This window comes from Serratia sp. DD3 (assembly GCF_000496755.2).
In genome coordinates this window covers 162,972-181,843 of record NZ_AYKS02000071.1, presented here as the reverse complement: position 1 = coordinate 181,843, position 18,872 = coordinate 162,972, and the positions used below count along the sequence as shown (strand labels likewise).

The window sequence follows — 18,872 nt, the reverse complement described above, 5'->3', positions numbered from 1 at the left end:
CGTCAACTTTATATGGAATTAAGGTAAACAATGACAAATGAACGTGTTTTTTCAATGAGTAAAAAAATCGTATGGATGACCGCTTTAGGTGTTTTTTGCGGTTTTTTCCTCTCCGCTATCTTTACCGGTCGTGGTATACCCCTTATTGGTGTTATTGGTACCACCATTGGGATATGCATTGTCATGTTTTGGATGAAACTTAAAGTCACGCCAGAAATGCTTTCGCAGGGAAAGAAAAAGTTCCGCTTTAGTGAAGGTACTGTTGTTTTCGAAAAAGTTTCACCACTGATGTCATGGTTTATGTTTTTCAAAGGAAATGGTGAAGCCATCGTTTTCAAGTAAACATCCGGGCAACTCACCTTGCTGCAGCTAATAACTCCTTTCATTATTCTCGATATTGAATAACAAGCCTGAGAATAGACCATGCAATACAGTAAAGAGGAAAAACAGCAGCATCTTGATAACTGGAGAAACAGTGGACTCTCCCAATCCGCTTACTGCCGTGAAAATAGCGTGAAGTTAGCCACTTTTCATTATTGGAAAATGCAGGCTGATAAAGCGGTTAAAAGCCCGGTGACTCCTTTTATTCCCACAACCGTGAAAGCGTCATCGGGCATCATCTCGGTTAATACACCTGGCGGGTTATCTATTTCCTGCCAACTGCACCAGTTGCCCCAAGTTCTTCAGGCACTCCAGACATGTTGATCCCTGAACACGTCTGGATTGCTCGCCAGCCCGTAGATATGCGGTGTGGGGTGGATAAGTTAACCCAATATGTTGCCGAACATCTCGGTCAGACCTGGCAAAGTGAAGCCGCGTTTATTTTCTGTAATAAAGCACGCACTCGCATCAAGTTGTTGCGCTGGGATAAGCACGGGGTCTGGTTGGCGGTACGTCGATTACATCGCGGTCATTTTGTCTGGCCTCGAGAAGGTGACACCACCTGGACACTGACCACCGAGCAATTTTCGTGGTTGATAAAAGGCATTGACTGGCAACAGGTCGAAGGCCAAATTTTGACGAAGTGGCAATAAAAATAACCACATAATCATTTGATTTAAATGATGATATTTAATCAATGTGGTAATATGATTGCCATGATGACATTGCCGTCCGACCTGACTAATGACCAATTACGCACGCTGGTGATAAAACTCCAGCGTGAGAATACTCGTCTGGCTGAGTTGCTGGCTCAGGCACGTCAAGCCCGGTTTGGACGCAAGGCAGAAAACTTCTCACCCGCTCAGCTCAGCCTGTTGGATGAGGACAGTGAAACTGATATTAGTGCGCTGGAAGCTGAACTGGAAAAAACCTTGCCCGCAGCACCACTGGCTACGGTAAATAAACCCAAGCGCCAGGCATTACCCGCTCACTTGCCACGTGAAGAAATCAGGCTAGAGCCGGAGAGCGCAAACTGCCCACAGTGCGGTGATCCACTGCGTTTTCTCCGTGATGAAATCAACGAGACACTGGATTATATTCCGGCACAATTTATTGTCAGAAAAACGGTGCGTCCACAATACAGTTGCCCGTGCTGCCAGACGGTACACAGTGCCGAGTTACCGGCGCAGGTGATTGATAAAGGTCAGGCTGCCCCCGGTTTATTGGCACATATCACCATCAATAAATGTGTTGACCATCTTCCGCTGTATCGGCAAAGCCAAATCTTCGCTCGCGATGGAATAACACTACCAATCAGTACATTGTCTGACTGGATGGGTAAAGTGGGTGTTGCACTCAAACCCCTTGTCGAACGGTTGCATGCGTTACTCTGTGAGCAGAAGGTATTGCACGCTGATGAAACGCCACTCACCCTGCTGGCAGGTAAAAAAGGCACCACACAGCGTGGTTATCTCTGGGCGTATGCTTCTCCGGCAGCGGCAGAGCAGCGTATGGTGATGTTTGATTGCCAACCTGGACGCAATGGGGGCTATGCACAGACTTTTTTGACCGGTTTTACCGGTACGTTGGTTGTTGATGACTATGCTGGCTATAAATCACTCTTTGCTTCTGGCGCAATAAAAGAAGCCGGGTGCCTTGCCCACGTCAGACGTAAGTTCTTTGAGCAATACAAAGTTAACCATCACCCACTGGCCAAACGCGTACTGGACGGCATCCGCGAGTTGTACAAGTTAGAGCGGTTGATAAAAACGCGAACAACCCAAAATCGGCAACGATGGCGAAACCGTTATGCCAAACCGCATCTGGCTACGCTGCATGCCCTGTTATTAGCACAACAACATCAAGTTCCTGGTAACTCGGGGATCCACAAAGCTATCCTGCATGCCTTGAAACGCTGGCCAGCCTTGCTCTGTTATCTGGATGATGGCGCGATCCCCATTGACAACAACCATATTGAAAACTGCATCCGTCCTGTGGCATTGGGTAGAAAAAATTGGCTCTTTGCAGGTTCACTGCTGGCCGGGCAGCGCATGGCCGGTATCATGAGTCTGCTACAAACCGCCAAACTCAATGGTATAGAACCCTTTACCTGGTTGAGCTTCGTTCTTACTCATATACCGACATGGAAAAATAGCCAACTGGACGAGCTGCTACCCTTCGCAAAAAACACCTTCGCCTAATTAGTACGAACAGAATAACCAATAAGGTTATTTACGCAAGGTGAGACCACCGGATGCTTACACTGGTCTTCGGCGATATGGATCTGTTTGAGATCCAACCCGGCTCTTCGCCGCGAGGATTGTTGGCAAAATACCTGTTTGCTTCAGACAACAACGCATTGCACTTTGAGTATCAGGAACGTAAAGATTTAAGCGGGGCACAGACACAAATCTCGACACTGCACGGTGTAGCACAGCATGATGCGTTTCTGAACCAGACCTTCGGCACTATTGGGAAGAACATTACCATCGTCTCTCCTTGGTTGACCTGGCAAAAGCTGGAACAAACAGGCTTTCTGACGTCGATGATCCAAGCGCGCTCGCGCGGCATTGATATCACCGTGGTTACGGACAAGAATTACAATACTGAACACGCCGATTACGAAAAGCGCAAAGAGAAGCAGCAGCGTCTTCACGCTGCGCTGGAAAAACTGAACGAGATAGGCATCGCGACGAAGCTGGTCAATCGTGTTCACAGTAAAATTATTATAGGGGACGAGGGGCTATTGTGTGTCGGGTCGTTTAACTGGTTCAGCGCCGCGCGAGAGGAGAAGTATCAACGGTACGATACGTCGATGGTGTACCGTGGCGAGAGCTTAAAAAGTGAAATCAAAACGATTTATACCAGCTTGGAACAGCGTCAGTTGTAAGATTGAAGCTAGTAATTTTGGACGGTATCGGTGTTCGGCGTACCAAAGTTAAAGCCAATGCGATGAATCACCATATTCATTGGAACCCGGTGCCAAGTAGTAGGGTTAGACTCTTGGTTACAAACGGGGAGATTACGCTTCTGCTTGGCTATGTTGTAACGCTTTGCAGATGAAAGGTTGATTTCAGGGGTAATCACTTACAGTAAACGGGGATTACTCTTTCACGTTTATGGCGTAAAATGACGGTATTTACGTTTTTATCTATCGGGGTTTCTTGCATCTATGACTACTCTCGTTTTCTCCTATTCCCATGCGGATGAAGCATTACGCAATGAGCTTGAAAAACATCTGTCGCCCTTGAAGCGGATGGGAAAGATCACCACGTGGCATGATCGCCGCATCGTTCCAGGGCAGGAGTTTGAACACCAGATTGACCAGTATTTTTCCGAGGCTGATATTATTCTGCTGCTGATCAGTAGCGATTTCATCGCGTCTGATTACTGCTATCAGGTTGAGATGGCTAACGCGCTAGAGCGTCATCAGCGGGGCGAGGCAGTAGTCATCCCGGTGATATTAAGAGATTGCGCCTGGCATCGGTTGCCATTTGGTAGCATTATGGCGGCGACAATCGACGGTAAGCCCATAACTAAATTTGCCAGCCACGATGAAGGTTATGTTCAGGTTGTTGATGCGGTATCTCGTGCCATTGCAGAAATGGAGACGAAAAAGCCTCAGCAGAGTGTAAATGTTCATTCTCCTGCTTCAATCCACCCAGGTCTTCAGGCGACAAATACTATATTTACGCCGCGATCTAGCAACCTTTCTCTTTCAAAGAGTTTTACCGATCTCGATAAAGATCGGGCCTGCCGTGAGGGTTTCGAATATGTTGCCCGTTTTTTCGAAAATTCATTGGCCGAACTCAAAAAGCGCCATGCGGGGTTAGAAGTTGATTTTTACCAACGTGACGCTGATTCCTTCAATTGTGCTGTTTATATAAATGGTAGCAAAGTTGGTCAGTGTGGTATTTGGCGCGGCAGTCGAAATATGGGATTGGGTGATATTTGCTACAGTCAGAATGGCGTGAGCCACAATAGTTGTAATGAAAGTCTGAGAGTTGCTGATAATGGGCAAATTCTTGGTTTCCGTCCAATGATGGGTTTTTTGGGTTCTAGGGGCTCGCAGGATTCACTGCTTACCAATGAAGGAATGGCTGAGCATCTCTGGGATATGTTTTTTAACTCAATTCAGCAGCGTTCCCGCTAAACACTCACTTACCAGACGTTGGTACAGGGTAGGGATTGCAGGAACTTTGAAGTCACGTATTCAGAATGTAGCGTTTGTGATGGGTGACTGTTGTCATAGCCACAAGCAAAAGCACTGCTAACAAAAATTTTTGTACTTTATGCTGCTGAAAATGCTCGTAGACCTGATTAAACAAATCTGCCACATCTATTGTGAACTGCACCACATCTCCACCAGCATCCTTGCCGTAGTGGCGCAGTTCACCCGGTAACGCGTTACGCTTTTTTGCGCATCTTATCGACCCATTCGTTCATCATTTCTGCTTCGTAGAGAGAGGTTTCCGTCCAATCACTCTGTGAGCGTAAATAATAGACATAGGGCTGTGTGTCGAATGCGTGTTGCCCTTCAGGCAACGCCAATGGGAAGAATTGATCCACATAGGTCATGCATATCAACCACCATTCCAACTGCTTAAGCATATCGTTATCGCCTTGTTGCACGAAAAGGCAGCCAGGATACTGATACTCGGTTTGCACACGGGTATTTGCATGGTAACAGCCATCACCTTTTGTCACCGTGTTTTGCCAGTATTCACCGATGTGTTTCGCCAGTATCGGCCCGGTGTCAGGATCTTCGGTAGGGAAGAAAAACGTGCCATGCAGGTAATAGCCTTTTTGATGGCCATATTCAAGATACCAATATGCCCCCACGCAATGCTCAAATTCCGGTATGCTGCGCAATTCGCTTAAAAGTTGTTGGCGATCCTGCAGCATCCGTTCCAGTGGAGTATCCGCGAACAATCACCGTTTATTACGCCTATCGATATTCTCCGGGCCAGACAGGCAACGGGGTTGATGAAACGCCGGGGTTACAAGGCCATCACCCATATCACCAATGGTAAAAATCAACGACAGGTGACACATCCGTGAAAATCGACCTGAATATTGAAGCCGACAGTATCCTCGTACTGGGATTGAACATGGGGAGGATAGCCGTTGATGTTGATAGTATCGAGCTGGCTGAATTGATGAAGGCGGTCAATAACCACGGTTATTCGCTGCAGAAAACCAGTGGATCCGAATACGCCAGTGTGACTTCGCCTTGCTCATTACCCCTTGCAGAAGGGCTACAAATCCTCATTGACTGGTTGCAGGACAATATTGATTGTCACTCAACGCTCATCTTCGATAACGATGAAAAGATGACCGACTCCAGCAAACTGTTGCCTTGTGTGGAACAGGCCTTGAACATGGTTCTCAACCTTCAGTCCATGGCAAATCAGTCAACGTAATAACCGCCATAACGTATTCCCCCTAAACAAGCATCAACGCTACCCACTGGGTGGCGTTTTGCTTAAATAAAGGAAACTAAATCATGTCAGCATTCACCCACACTGAACCAGAAGTGTTAACCGGCCATACCGAAGTTATCTGTTCCACCAGCATTGAACGTATCGTTACTGGTCGTAATGCCGCGCTGGAACAGATCAAAGCCCTTATTCACCAGCTTGAGAGTATCTAGGCCATCACCAGCAGTATTGGCGGTGGAGTGGCAAGAGATTGGGCCATGCGACAAGACTTCCGCTGCGGTTGCTGGCTTATGGAAAAAGCAGAAACGGCCATGAAAGTGATCACCCGCAATCTTGATCGCGTTATATGGCGGGATCTGATGAAGCGCTCCGGCATGCTGAGTTTGATGGACGCTCAAGCCCGTGACCAGTGGTACAGAAACCTAGAGGGGGATACTATTCCTGCCATCAGCGAAGCCAGCATACTCAGTACCTTTGAGCACCTGCATCAGAACAAAGATGAAGTATTCGAGCGAGGGGTGATCAACGTCTTCAAATCGCTCTCCTGGGATTACAAAAGCAACCATCCCTGCAAATTTGGCAAGAAAGTGATCGTCAACGGTTTGGTAAGTTACAACCAATGGGGGTTTACGCTGAACCACAGTTACCGGCGGGACCAATTAGCGGATCTTGAACGAATGTTGTTCCTGTTGGAGGGCAAAGCGATACCGGATAATCGGAGGGATGTCACCGCTCGGCTGTATGATCATATCAGTGCCCACCGACTGAGGGCGGAGGTTTATGAAGATGAGTATTTTACAATCAAATATTTCATGAAGGGGTCAGCGCATCTGACATTTAGAAAGCCTGAGTTGATGGACAAGATGAACGATATTATTGCCAAACATTACCCTGGCGTGCTGCCGGAACGGGTATAAGCCAACGGTACATGTGAGATTGCATTGGCTGTAACTTTATCTAAGGGTGCCCTCTGGTAGGGCACTATTAAATCTGGCTGCCGGTTAAGTTCCAAAAGCAAACGCTTATAAAGGGAAATACGCGATCATTGCAGGGATTATACCCGATTAACTTGAACATCACAGAACTCCAGCCTTCAGAAGCAAGAGGGACAGCTTTTATGCGATCACAAACGAGCTTATCCTTACTGGAATCATGTAGGCGTTCGAGTTCGATTTTCTGTTCTGCGGTGATAAATATCATCATGGCAAAAAGCCATGATCCTCGTAGCGAACAAAATCAAGCATTTTCAATGATCAAGGGGTAAATTAATGGGCCAGCATTTCATGGACAATTTGTTCTTTACTTAAGGAATATGGATAATAAGTAGGCCAGTTATTCATCTCTTTCAGTAAAATATCCTGAGACTTATCACCAGTATAAATATGAAAGTGCTGAGATTTTCGTGGTCCGATAATATGGTCGCTAAATTGAACATATTTAGGTGCTTTGGACTGACTGTCTTGGCATTCAAACAGATAACGCACGCCCTTTTTACCAGAAGGGTAATTCAATATTTTAAATCCTGAGTATGCGTACTTACATGAATTAACGGCATCACCCTTATGAAAATCAATGACATTGTTCTCGATGCCTATCATATCAACATCTGTCGCATAGCCCTCTTTATAATAAGCTTTGTACTCTTCCTGCGTTTTATCGCCTTTTTTCGCTTTTTGAGCTAAAACAGGATCTAAATCCCCATTTAGTAAATAAGAATTTAACGACTGCCAAACGCCATCCCAATCGCTCAGCTTTCTGTCTTTTACTTCTTTATCCTCAAAAATACCTTCACTGGCTTTTTGTTCCACTTCGGTTAGCGGTATTCCATGACTATGGGCGTTGGCAAATGATGGAATGCCAGTCAGTAATATTGCTAAGCCGAGTAGGTGGGTAGGGATAATATTCGGTGTCATCAATTACTCCTGATTAGTTAATTATAATGTATCCTTCATACTTCAAGTTGCTTGGGTGTTGGCTGCATTACTTGGCCCACAAAGTGCGGGGCTGCTGCAAGCAGATTTGTCACTTACCCTGCTGGTCAGCGCTTGCCGCCTACAAACAACGCGAATTATTTCAAGTATATACCTTTGATATCCGGTTGAGTTGGATACGTAATATCACTCTTCATACCAAGGCTCGATAGGGTCTGGATAGGTGCGCCACTTCTCGGGCCCTTCCGCCATTTCCTGGTCCGTGAGTAGCGCGGCATCAAGTCGGATGCGTAATACGTTTTCATTCATTTCCATCCCGATAAAAACCAGCTCCTGACGAGCATCTCCTACGTTATCAACCCAATGGGAGGCGATAAAGTTGCGGGATTCTGTATCCGTTGGCCACTCCTCTTGCGGAACGCTTACCCACCACATTCCCCCAAGCCCCTGATGTGCTACACCCCCTGCCTGTGACCATGTACCGGCATATTCCGGGCGGCTGGCGAGCCAGAAATATCCTTTTGACCTGATGACACCGGCCAACTCATTTTCCATGATCTGCCAGAATCGGGTGGGGTGAAAGGGACGACGAGCCCGGAATACAAAGCTGGATATACCGTATTCCTCAGTTTCAGGCAGATGTTCACCACGTAATTCTTTCAACCAACCGGGGGCCTGTGCCGCCTTATCGAAATCAAACAGACCCGTGTTAAGTACCTGATCCAGTGGAACCACGCTATATTGCGCGTTGATGATTTTTGCCACGGGATTAAGAGAGCGGATAATGGCGACGAGTCGCTCTTTCTGAGCCTGATCTATCAGATCGGTTTTGTTGAGGATAAGCACGTCACAGAACTCAATTTGCTCAATAAGCAGGTCTACAACGCAGCGTTCGTCCTCTTCCCCTAAAGATTCACCGCGTGATTGAATACTGTCTTCAGATTCATAATCGTTTAAAAAATTCCAGGCATCTACAACCGTTACCATGGTGTCCAGTTTGGCAACCTGCGACAGACTTTCTCCATCATCACCGGCAAAGGTAAAGGTTTCAGCAATCGGTAAAGGTTCCGAAATCCCGGTTGATTCGATCACCAACTGGTCGAAACGCCCCTCTTTGGCCATCCGGTTCACTTCCAGTAACAGATCTTCGCGTAGCGTGCAGCAGATGCAGCCGTTGGTCATCTCTACAAGCTTTTCTTCTGTCCGGGAAAGTTCTGCACCACCATTTCTGACCAAGGCCGCATCGATGTTCACTTCAGACATATCGTTAACGATAACTGCAATGCGCCTGCCTTCACGGTTATTTAAGATATGATTGAGCAGCGTGGTCTTTCCTGCTCCCAAGAAGCCAGATAAAACGGTAACGGGTAGTCGGCTATCTTTTTTCATCTCTACTGAAACGTCTGACATCGCTTACGGTTCTCCTACCATATTATTGACAGATTTTAACCAGCCCATCTGTCACGTCTGCTGGTTGAGATAAATCTCCCCAGACGTTTGAGAAGCATCAATTTTTGCTTTATTTGTTATGTTATAACGTTATAAATGTAATTACCAGTTCGACAGTGACAATTTATCCGGGGCCTTGGGTTGTCAACGCCAAGATTTATGACCAGTACTGTGCACACGATTATCGTGCCATCCAGCGCCAGTTAGGCATGAAGACGAAGGGTAGTCGGTGATGATGAAGATTCGACTGTTGCCGGAAGGCGGCGTGATATACGGCCTTCATCCTGCCAAAGCCGTAGCCATTTGAAGATAACGTTATCATTGACGCCGTTTTCACGGGCAATCTGAGCAACGCAAGCTCCGGGACGGGAAGCCAGTTCAACCATACGGAGCTTGAAGTCATTCGAATAATTCTTACGGGGATCTTTCGCCAGGATTGGGATCCCATACTTAGATGTCCGTCTGTACAGATGGACGTCTAAGTTACCAGTACTGGCTTAATGACTACGCACGGCGCTGGGTTTACGCTTACGCATTCTGAGAATGCATATCCAACTGATTTTAAATGGAATATTTAAAAAACCTGAACCATTCACCAAATGACATTGTAAACAAAAAGATACGGTGTGGCGTATAAGAACCGCCGTATTAAGAGGCGCATTTGACGCGTTTCGATGATCATACTGGTCGACTGAGGCTTTCTTTCCAACATGTCTTCCATCAAGAAGACATGTTGGATTGTATTAACGTCGTAATACCCCCTTGATATTGCGTTTTATAGCAAGAAAGGTCAGGAGCATCCCCGAAAGTGTAAAAAATAGCGCTACGATGGCCGATATGCGCAACAAAATGCCATTAAAGCTCTCACCGTCACGGTAATCCATTATATGCAAACGCCAGAAAAAATCGTAAAGAGCCCAGAAGTTATTACGTGCCGATAAATATTCCCCCGTCCTGCCATCGAAATAGAGGCGAGTACCATAGTCATCATCGAACTGGACTTGCCAGACCCCCTTCTTTCCGTACATCTCATCAACAATACCTAAGCGGTATTCTGTGCTATCAAGGCGCTTTATCCGCTGAATTTTCCCCTCCCCCTGGTGCAGTGTTTTTGCAAATTGTGAAACCTGTTCCTCTGTTACTTGCGGGAAAGATTGGCCATCAATGGTCATGGTGAGAACATTTCCTGATGCTTGCTGAAGTCGATAAGCAGGACCAATGGCGCTGACGAAAGTTGTGATGTTAGTTATATCTTCACTGCCTAAGGTTGATAGATGCTTTTGCCAGCCTGTAGGGAGTATCACCGTTGGCTTGACCAAAACGTTCCCACTTTTAGTGATTTCATTAAAAGGAATAACGGAGAAAACAACCCCACCTAGTATCCATAAAAAAAGCTGAATGAACATAAGGTAAGAAAGATAGCGATGAAGTTTTAAAGCGAATTTTTTCCAGTTTTTCATGATGATATAGTTATTAGTGTTAAGGTTGAACTGAACATACTAGTCGCGCTAGAACCATTTTTTAAGTGAGCAGTCGAGACGCTAAAAAATAAAATATGACGTAATAACAAGGCATTATCCCCATGAGAATATGAAGGACTGACTATCAACGATATTCGAAGCAATCCAAAACTAAAAACCCATTGATTATCAAAAAAATTGATCGCCTTGGCGGCGACCGCCAAGGCGAGATCACAAGGGTTAGAACTTCACGTTAACTTTTGCCCACAAGGTGCGCCCCGGTTCATTAACAGACGTATTCGCGGAATAGCCGAAACTGCTGTTTCCAGCAAGGTTCAGGTGTTCGCTGTAATCCTTGTTGAACAGGTTATCGACACCCGTGCTGACTTTGACGTACTGATTGACTTTGTACGCCGCATTCGCAGAAAAGACCGCAAAACCCGGGCTGGCGGCAAAATCCTTGCCAACGACATTTCCTTCATTCTCGGCGATCCGGTTCTGGCTGCTGACCAGACGCAACAAACCGGCACTGCTCCAGTCCCCTTTTTCCCATGACAGCCCTAGGCGGGCTTCCAGCGGTGGGATTTGTGGCAATGGTCTGCTGTCACGGGTATTTTCAGCCCACGAATAAGCAAGGCTGGTCTCGGTTTTCCAACTGTCCGTCAGTTTATAACTGAAGCCAGTCTCTCCCCCCGTAATACGGGCATTAACGTTATCGGCTTCGCTAACGCGCGCATTGTTGGGATCATAACGGAACAGAATAAAGTCGTTAACATGCCCAACGTAGGCGGACACCCACCCGTTCAGTTTCTTGGTGCTGTACTGTGCACCTATATCCAACTGAGTGGTTTTCTCCGCTTTTACACTATTAAAGGAGCTGGTATTGCCACCAGGCCCATAGGTTGGAGAGAACAGTTCCCAATAATCAGGGAAACGCTCGGTATAACCCACACCGGCATACAGCATCAGTGGCATGTCTGCCAGCGAGTGTTCTATGCGGGCAAACCCGGCATGTAACACATCGTTACGTCCTGCAAGGCCGGTGTCGGTAAAGTTATCTACCAACACACGATCCAGACGCGCACCGCTAACGACTTTATCCTGATCGGTGGCTGTCCAGGTCAACTCACTAAAAACGCCATAATTACGGAAGCGAGCATCTTTCACCCAGCTATCGCTTTCTTTATTACGGTGCGTGTTCTGTTGCATGTCTGCGCCGCTTTCAAGTTTGATATCGCTCCACAGCCAAGTTCCCATCATGCGGCCACCGACGGTCCGGCGATCAAGTTGCATAGCCATGGGCATGCTCATATTCATGCTCGAACTGCTCGCCGTGTTCATTGAGGATGACATGTCCATAGCCGATGACGTCCCCATGCTCATTGATGAACTGTCGTGCATGGCGCCCATGGACGAACCCATGCCGCCCATTAACATACTGCCGGGTGATCTCAACGAAAAATTGTCCATGATATGGTCGGCATAATTGTAATAAGTGCTGGCTTCAAATTTGTCGAACATGTCCCCGATGTTGGACTTTTCAAAGCGCATCCCTAGGCTTTCGCGTTTGAATTGCGAACCATCCATACTGCGCCCGGCATAACGCGCTTCGCCATCGCCTTGCCCTGCGGTCAGCTCCAGCCAGGTGTCTTTATCCGGCGTCCACCCCAGTGCCATATCCGCGTTCCACTTATCCCACTGAGAAGGAACTCGCTGGTTGTTACCATCCTTGTAGTCGTCAGAACGTGATTTGTTGCCGATCAGGCGCAGGTAACCTTGCTCATTCCCCAGACTGAGATCCGCATTTTGATCCCAACGATTATTTGATGCCCCGAGCAGGCTGGCATCCCCCTGAATACCGGCTTTCTCAAAAGAAGGTCGCTCACGTTCGAAATGCACGGTTCCTGCAGAGTTACCCGGCCCCCAAAGCACCGTTTGTGGCCCCTTGGTCAGCGTCAGCAGATCAAAACTTTCCGGTGAAATATAGGAGCTCGGTGCATCCATACGCGCGGGACAGGCTCCGAGCATTTCACTGCCGTTGGTCAAAAGGCGCAAACGCGAACCGAACATACCGCGAAAAACCGGATCGCCATTGGTTCCGCCGTTACGGATTTGAGAAAACCCCGGAATGGTTTTCAGATAATCAGACCCGTCACTGGCCGGAACCGGCTGGCGCGGTGTTTTAGGTGAAGTCACGATCGTCAGTGGAGAAATGGCTGGTGCAGTAACCACCATTACCGATGCATCATCTGGGGTAGCCGCGCTATTCTGATGTCCTTCATGGCCGTCTTCAGCCTGAACAAACGCGGGTAAGGTGAACATCAAGGCCATCATCGTTGCCAGCGGTGATAAAGAGAATCGAGTATTTTTCATGGTTAAAGCCTGTTTTTATCGGCCTGCCTTTCCCAAGCAGGCACTCGCTGACCACCATATGGAATGGCCAACATAGAGCGTCGCAAAACGGTGAGCCTGTATCCGGCTCTGTTTCGCGATCGGTAAATTATTGTCTTGCTGAACGGCAAAACTTAATGCAGTGAAAACAGGCTAGGCGGTGCTCGGGGCTGGTATTCGGAGTAACAAGCGGACAGTAACGGAGCAACAATGACAGGCAAAAACGGTGCCTGTGAAACAAGCCGTATCAGCCAGATAAAAGGAATGAAAACAGTCTGAATCAGCGGTAAGTGAATGAGGAGCTGACAATAGCCGCAGGCGATGTCCTCCATCGGTGAACTGCCCGGCTTTGAAGCCAGGTGGTGGGACATGCTCTGGGAGACAGCGCAGGCACTGTCCAAAGAAGCATGGAGCTCATGCTCCATACCTGGCATGGCGTGATGCATGGCCGCCATATCAGGCATATTATTGTGTGTGCTGGCGATCGCTGCCGAACAAGGCTGACTGGCACGCTGGTGATCCAGCGATTTCGAAATCACTGGAGCCACGAACAACATCAGTATTGCCAGCAACGCCAGATAAATGGGGGACTGGCGGCGAGAAAGTGAAAAAAGCGATAGCACCCGAACAACCGCACTTTAAAAAAATGTTGCGCTATAGTACCGAATGAGAAAGGGGATTGTTACAAAAACTCTATTCATCTATCAAAATAAAGAAGTTGATCATGGTTCAATACGAAATCCCATCTCCAATCCTACACAAATCCGAAGGATCACCAGATGCTGTATCTGACACTAAAAGTGGCAGAAAACCAAGGTGCCCTATGCGCAACTTGTAGATCCTGTCGTTCAGGTTATGCTTTACAAGATAACATAACGCAAACTTGACAAGTCATGAGAACACAATCGGTAAACATAACGCTGAAAAGCACTATTGGCATCGGAATGGTAGGAATACTACTCGTTGTATCGTTGTGTTTAGTTATTCATCACTGGGCTGATTTCGTGCAGTTTTGCATCAATATGCAGATTTACATGCACCGTTCTCTGATAACTTACCTTTTGCAACAACGGGAACATCAATACCGCGGTGGAGTGATGCTGGCATTGGGTAGTTTTGCCTATGGATTTCTTCACTCGATTGGGCCAGGACACGGTAAGTTTGTCATCACTACCTATCTGGCCACTCATCGACAACAGTTGCCGCGTAGTCTTTTGATTACTCTACTCGGTAGCCTGTTGCAAGGCTTGATGGCTATCCTATTCGTTCTGATATTAGCGATTACCCTCAATTTTTCAATGGGCGATCTTAGCCTTAGTCGCTATTGGGTAGAGAAAGGGAGCGCTGTGTTCATAGCCTGTTTTGGTCTGATACTTTTATGCCGTGCCAGCGGAATGCAGTCGCATAGATCATCTACGAAAAGACCATCGGCATTCCGTATATTACAGGGATCATCCGTATTACCCTCTGCTATAGCCTCACGAGGATACAGTCACAATGGACAGTGCGATTGCGGACATCGGCATTTACCTAGTGTCAGTGAACTGACGGGTGACTGGCGCCATACTCTTTGGGTAATTGCCGCCATCGGTATACGCCCTTGTAGTGGTGCAATTATGATCCTGGTTTTTGCCAATGCAGTTGGCATATTTACCTGGGGAGTGATTTCCGCCATGAGTATGGCGTTGGGCACCGCGCTCTCGATTATGATCTTGGCAACACTTGTGCACCATCTGCGGGAGCGTTTCATTATTAATACCAGTAGTGCCGTCTTGAATGCTTATCTTCCGCAGGTTGCACGAGTAGTCATGATGACGGGGGGGATCATTCTACTGTTGTTTGCGTTGGTCTTATTCAACTCCGTGATCCCAGTCAGCTTCAATGGTGATTTTATTTCTGCAGGTTGCTAAGAGTGCATGTGTACCATTGCTAACTGGTAGCGATGCCAGTTCACTCTCATCGGCAAGGGTCAGCAGTTGGGTAAACACCTGTATCAGGTAGTCAAAGGGAACAAGCCCATTGGCTTTTGCCGTTTCAACAAGACTATACGACCGCGAACCGCTGCGCGTGTTTGACAGCATCCAATTTTTTCTGCCAATGACAAATGGCTTGATGGCACGCTCCAGCCGTTTATCTTGTGGTGTGCTGTCGAGTGCCAATCGTTTTTTGGCATTGAAAAAAGCACTGCGTGTGATGTTGTGTCGTTTGCAGAACTTAGATTGATTGAGCCCGGAGCGTTGCTGTGCGTTGAATAATTCACACTACACCTCGGGAGTTCAAGGGTTCTTCTTTGCCATATTGCCTCTCATCTTCTGTGAATTTGAAAGACAAGAGCATGATATCTCATCGCATTAAACGGAAGGTGTGGTACTAGCCACGCTTACAGATGAACGATATTTTCGCCAAACATTAACCGCATATCCAAACCCACTGACATCCCCAACCGTACTCTCGGCAGTTCAGAAACTCCTGATGTATTAATTATTACAGTTGTAGATACATTGTGTATCCTATACAGTGTATATACTTGCTTAAGAGAGGTAATGAAAATGGCTACTGTAACGTTAAAGAAATGGGGTAACAGCCCATCAATCAGGATACCGGCCAGCATCATGCAAGCGGCAGCATTGCATGTTGAAGACAAACTTGATTTGAAAATAAACGAGGAGGGGCAGATCGTTTTGATCCCGGTAAAAACGCAAGAATATTCCCTCGAGTCGCTGTTATCCGGCATCACACCAGAGAACCTTCACGAAAAGGTAACTTTCGGTGTACCCGTTGGAAAGGAATTACTCTAAATGGTTTCACGCTTTGTTCCCACTTGCGGGGATCTGATCTGGATTGATTTTGATCCAGTAGAAGGCCACGAACAGGGAGGTTACCGCCCAGCCGTTGTGCTTAGCCCTTTTTCCTATAATAATCCCGTTGGCCTGCTGCTTTGTGTTCCCTGCACCACGAAGGTTAAAGGTTACCCCTTTGAGGTAGAATTATCGGGCAGCCGCGAAAGCGTAGCCCTTGCTGACCAAGTGACCTGTGTTGACTGGAGAGCGAGGAAGATAACTAAAAAAGGCACAGTGACGCCTGCTGAACTGGCAGAGATTAGAGCTAAAGCCAAGGCGCTAATCGGATGATGGATACGCGCCGGAAGATAACTGATGCTTGATATGGGGCCGTGTTTTGGAACCACCCTGAACCACATTTAATACTCTGACAGGAGAAAACAGTATCGAACCTATTCCCTTTTTGATGCCAAACCATCCGGGTGCCCTATTGGTGGCCCCTTGAATTATCGAAAAATAATATCTTTAAATAACATAGGCCTTATTGGTTTATTCCGAGTCCGCATCGATATTCTGTATTTATGTTTCCCATCGCTCCCAAATATAGTGTAAAGCTCCCACCAACGTCCGCTTTGCACTACTGCTGCCATGCGCAACCGATGATAAAAATGTGTACTCTTATCCAGGCACGCAATGAGCTTCAACGTGGATCTCTGGCATACTACGCGGATACAGCATTGTAAGTCGGATCAAAGCGGAGGGCGGCATGACAGATAAACACTTAACCCAATCCCCTGCAGGTGAATTTGTTATGTTCGCCAGCGATGACGGTGAAGTACGCGTTGAATGCCGCTTTGAACAAGAAACACTATGGCTACCTCAAGCGACTATTGCGAACCTTTACCAGGTCACTCCCCAAGCCATCACACAACACATTAAAGCGATCTACGAAGGTGAACTTGAGCAAAACGCAACCTGTAAGTCTTACTTACAAGTTCAACAGGAAGGGAGCCGTCAGGTAAATCGTAATATGCTTCACTACAGCCTGCCCGTCATTCTTGCTGTTGGCTACCGCGTTCGTTCACCTAGAGGTACCCAATTCCGCCAGTGGGCAACCCAAACGCTCCAGGAATACCTGATCAAAGGTTTTGTGATGGACGATGAGCGGCTGAAAAATCCGCCCGTGGGTTCCTCTGCCGTGCCTGACTATTTTGACGAGATGTTGGAACGCATCCGCGATATTCGTGCCAGCGAGCGGCGGGTTTATTTGCGGGTTCGGGAGATTTTTGCGTTAGCCGCCGACTACCAACCTTCACTCAAAGAAACAACGCTGTTTTTTCAAACCATCCAGAACAAACTGCATTTTGCCTGTACCGGTCATACTGCTGCCGAACTGATCCACCAACGTGCTGATGCCAGCCAGCCCCATATGGGCTTGAGTAGCTATAAAGGTGAAGAGGTGCGTAAAAGCGATGTGACGGTGGCGAAAAACTACCTCAATCAAGACGAAGTCAGCGAACTTAACCGCGTGGTCAACATGTGGCTGGATTTTGCCGAAGATCAGGCCAGGCGTCGCCAGCAGGTGTTCCTGCGTGACTGGCAGGAAAAGCTGGATCAGTTCCTGCAATTTAATGACCGCGAGGTTCTACAAGGAACAGGCACGGTAAGTAAGAAAACGGCAGATGAAAAAGCGCAGGCTGAATACGTCCAGTTTGCTGAGCAGCAACGCCGCTTAAAAGAAGTTGAGGGGGAAAAGGATATCGCCGGTTTACTGCGGTGGAAAACCGATACCAAAAAATAGCTTCAATGCCCCCAGTTTCCACAAGCAAAATTTTTTGGGGGCATTATAGGGGGCACCAACCAAAATCCAACACGATAAAATTAAGTAAATTCAATAGCACTAGCGATCAAATGCGACTCCTGTGATCTCCGCCAAATATTCACCGCCCCCGTTAAATCAAAAAATCTCAATAAAAAAATCATTACGATATTTCCACCGAAAGATCGGGATACCATCCCCCTAAATAGATGTTCCTAATACCGCTACACTTGATCTTTTTGGTAGCTGGGAGTGATCAGGAACGCCGGCACGCAGTAAACCTCTCCCTGGGGGCTTGTATCGCGCGTCCATGCGCGCCAAGGTCGACTAACTTGCCTCACTCCCACCTGTCGCACTATTACGCGTAGTTATTTAGATTTCACCCGCATCTCGGCTGTTCCTAAGCAACCGCATCACCTGGTAATTACGGGTCGTTAACGGGAATGGGTTCGCAGAATAGAGTGCTTTCCTGGCTTCGACTCTTCTCGCCTGCTGGTGATAGTTCGCAGTTCAGTTTCACTCGGTCGTTTCTTGAATAGCCCGAGAAAACCCCGCCAAGGCGCTGACTGGTGTAAATGCTAATTTCTTGTCCCTGATGGTCAGTTGTTGTCAGCGACCAGTGACTCAGGCGGTCTTGTGGCCCTACGGGAATAAACACATGCCAATTACCCTTTGGTGCCATTGAAAAATGCCCGTTGCTGTCGGTTTGTGCCGTGGCGATTTGGCGGTCGAATTCAGTTAACGAAACCGCTACCCCGGCCAGTGGCTTTCCAGCGTTAGTCAACGTGCCCTCAATCTGCGGGGTGGGGTAATCATGGTAAACGCAGCCGCTGAGCAACCATGGCAGAGCAAAGATGGCCAGGCTTGTGATGCGGAATGTGGTAACTGACATGGCGCGAATCCTTTTGCGTTCTGATATTTTCCTGTTGCGTGGTAGCAGTATACGCGGGCGACACAATGCACGAAGCAGACTCATGCGGCGATGGAAAAGTGCCCGTTGAGTACCGTTTTGAACAAGAAACGCTGTGGCTTCCCCAAGCGACTATGGCGAACCTTTACGATTTTCTGCAGGATACGCTTAATGAACAAGTCTATCTGACCAGCTCGTTATTCATTAAAAACATAGCGTTAATTTAATATTCAGCATCTCTCCTCTTGGTTGAAATATAAAAAAAAGAGTCTACGCTTTAATAGAGATTTTCTTTTATTTGCGTTATGCC

18 protein-coding genes and 6 pseudogenes are annotated in these 18,872 nt (G+C 47.3%); 14 read left to right on the top strand and 10 right to left on the bottom strand.

Going from position 1 to position 18,872, the window contains the following annotated elements; translation table 11 throughout:
- Positions 1–30 precede the first annotated feature (30 nt).
- The 6 genes and pseudogenes from IO95_RS13275 (at position 31) to IO95_RS13250 (ending at position 4,534) form a co-directional block, all read left to right on the top strand.
- Positions 31–342 (top strand): hypothetical protein, encoded by a 312-nt coding sequence (locus IO95_RS13275; protein ID WP_023492460.1) that lies wholly within the window; start codon positions 31–33, stop codon positions 340–342.
- Between the two features lie 81 nt (positions 343–423).
- Positions 424–705 (top strand): hypothetical protein, encoded by a 282-nt coding sequence (locus IO95_RS13270; protein ID WP_023492905.1) that lies wholly within the window; start codon positions 424–426, stop codon positions 703–705.
- Entirely contained in the window at positions 699–1,034 is a 336-nt protein-coding gene (tnpB, locus tag IO95_RS13265; protein ID WP_023492906.1) for an IS66 family insertion sequence element accessory protein TnpB, read from the top strand. The genes IO95_RS13270 and tnpB overlap by 7 nt, the downstream gene beginning before the upstream one ends.
- Before the next feature lie 54 nt (positions 1,035–1,088).
- A complete protein-coding gene (locus IO95_RS13260) occupies positions 1,089–2,582 on the top strand; it encodes an IS66 family transposase (protein WP_051791232.1) in 1,494 nt (497 codons plus the stop codon).
- Positions 2,583–2,644: 62 nt separating this feature from the next.
- Positions 2,645–3,271: pseudogene (locus tag IO95_RS13255) on the top strand (phospholipase D-like domain-containing protein); the annotation flags it as partial.
- 282 nt (positions 3,272–3,553) lie between these two features.
- On the top strand, positions 3,554–4,534 hold the full coding sequence (locus tag IO95_RS13250; protein ID WP_023492581.1) for a toll/interleukin-1 receptor domain-containing protein: 981 nt from the start codon (positions 3,554–3,556) through the stop codon (positions 4,532–4,534).
- Positions 4,535–4,788: 254 nt separating this feature from the next.
- Here the strand turns inward: IO95_RS13250 and IO95_RS13245 are convergent, their stop codons facing one another.
- Entirely contained in the window at positions 4,789–5,286 is a 498-nt protein-coding gene (locus IO95_RS13245; RefSeq protein ID WP_037384781.1) for a hypothetical protein, read from the bottom strand.
- A 9-nt stretch (positions 5,287–5,295) separates the two neighbouring features.
- Between IO95_RS13245 and IO95_RS24165 the strand changes: the two are divergent.
- The 3 genes and pseudogenes from IO95_RS24165 to IO95_RS13235 all read left to right on the top strand — a co-directional run.
- Positions 5,296–5,442, top strand: a pseudogene (locus tag IO95_RS24165) (TA system toxin CbtA family protein); the annotation flags it as partial.
- A complete protein-coding gene (locus tag IO95_RS26330) occupies positions 5,439–5,804 on the top strand; it encodes a DUF5983 family protein (protein ID WP_037384783.1) in 366 nt (121 codons plus the stop codon). The pseudogene IO95_RS24165 and the gene IO95_RS26330, both read left to right, overlap by 4 nt.
- 83 nt (positions 5,805–5,887) lie before the next feature.
- Positions 5,888–6,739 (top strand): annotated as a pseudogene (locus IO95_RS13235) (DUF4942 domain-containing protein).
- Between the two features lie 157 nt (positions 6,740–6,896).
- Here IO95_RS13235 and IO95_RS25225 read toward each other — a convergent pair.
- The 7 genes and pseudogenes from IO95_RS25225 to IO95_RS13205 form a co-directional block, all read right to left on the bottom strand.
- Positions 6,897–7,025, bottom strand: a pseudogene (locus tag IO95_RS25225) (IS630 family transposase); the annotation flags it as partial.
- 62 nt (positions 7,026–7,087) lie between these two features.
- Positions 7,088–7,735 (bottom strand): metal-binding protein ZinT, encoded by a 648-nt coding sequence (gene zinT / locus IO95_RS13225; RefSeq protein WP_037384785.1) that lies wholly within the window; start codon positions 7,733–7,735, stop codon positions 7,088–7,090.
- Positions 7,736–7,939: 204 nt separating this feature from the next.
- Entirely contained in the window at positions 7,940–9,163 is a 1,224-nt protein-coding gene (gene zigA, locus IO95_RS13220; protein WP_023492827.1) for a zinc metallochaperone GTPase ZigA, read from the bottom strand.
- 266 nt (positions 9,164–9,429) lie between these two features.
- Positions 9,430–9,650 (bottom strand): annotated as a pseudogene (locus IO95_RS24155) (transposase); the annotation flags it as partial.
- 295 nt (positions 9,651–9,945) lie between these two features.
- The gene (locus tag IO95_RS13215) at positions 9,946–10,662 is read right to left on the bottom strand and encodes a hypothetical protein (protein WP_037384788.1); all 717 of its coding nucleotides are present in this window, start codon (positions 10,660–10,662) and stop codon (positions 9,946–9,948) included.
- Positions 10,663–10,902: 240 nt separating this feature from the next.
- Positions 10,903–12,897: a TonB-dependent receptor domain-containing protein gene (locus tag IO95_RS13210; RefSeq protein ID WP_369794339.1), complete on the bottom strand. Its 1,995-nt coding sequence runs from the start codon at positions 12,895–12,897 to the stop codon at positions 10,903–10,905.
- 290 nt (positions 12,898–13,187) lie between these two features.
- Positions 13,188–13,676 (bottom strand): DUF2946 domain-containing protein, encoded by a 489-nt coding sequence (locus IO95_RS13205; RefSeq protein ID WP_152554915.1) that lies wholly within the window; start codon positions 13,674–13,676, stop codon positions 13,188–13,190.
- A 270-nt stretch (positions 13,677–13,946) separates the two neighbouring features.
- On the opposite strand from IO95_RS13205, the gene IO95_RS13200 reads away from it, so the two are divergent.
- Entirely contained in the window at positions 13,947–14,963 is a 1,017-nt protein-coding gene (locus tag IO95_RS13200) for a nickel/cobalt transporter (RefSeq protein ID WP_037384791.1), read from the top strand.
- 63 nt (positions 14,964–15,026) lie between these two features.
- On the opposite strand, the pseudogene IO95_RS26480 reads toward IO95_RS13200, so the two are convergent.
- Positions 15,027–15,188, bottom strand: a pseudogene (locus IO95_RS26480) (transposase domain-containing protein); the annotation flags it as partial.
- Between the two features lie 414 nt (positions 15,189–15,602).
- Here IO95_RS26480 and IO95_RS13190 point away from each other — a divergent pair.
- The 3 genes from IO95_RS13190 to IO95_RS13180 all read left to right on the top strand — a co-directional run bounded on the left by IO95_RS13190 (position 15,603) and on the right by IO95_RS13180 (position 17,634).
- Positions 15,603–15,851: an AbrB/MazE/SpoVT family DNA-binding domain-containing protein gene (locus IO95_RS13190; protein WP_023492664.1), complete on the top strand. Its 249-nt coding sequence runs from the start codon at positions 15,603–15,605 to the stop codon at positions 15,849–15,851.
- Entirely contained in the window at positions 15,852–16,184 is a 333-nt protein-coding gene (gene mazF / locus IO95_RS13185) for an endoribonuclease MazF (RefSeq protein ID WP_023492663.1), read from the top strand. It abuts the gene before it with no gap.
- Between the two features lie 415 nt (positions 16,185–16,599).
- On the top strand, positions 16,600–17,634 hold the full coding sequence (locus IO95_RS13180) for a virulence RhuM family protein (protein ID WP_023492662.1): 1,035 nt from the start codon (positions 16,600–16,602) through the stop codon (positions 17,632–17,634).
- Positions 17,635–18,076: 442 nt separating this feature from the next.
- On the opposite strand, the gene IO95_RS13175 is transcribed toward IO95_RS13180, so the two are convergent.
- On the bottom strand, positions 18,077–18,544 hold the full coding sequence (locus IO95_RS13175; protein WP_023492661.1) for a DUF6795 domain-containing protein: 468 nt from the start codon (positions 18,542–18,544) through the stop codon (positions 18,077–18,079).
- Between the two features lie 65 nt (positions 18,545–18,609).
- Between IO95_RS13175 and IO95_RS26475 the strand changes: the two genes are divergently transcribed.
- Positions 18,610–18,789, top strand: coding sequence for a hypothetical protein (locus IO95_RS26475; protein ID WP_037384798.1), 180 nt, complete (start codon positions 18,610–18,612; stop codon positions 18,787–18,789).
- The last annotated feature ends 83 nt before the right edge of the window (positions 18,790–18,872 follow it).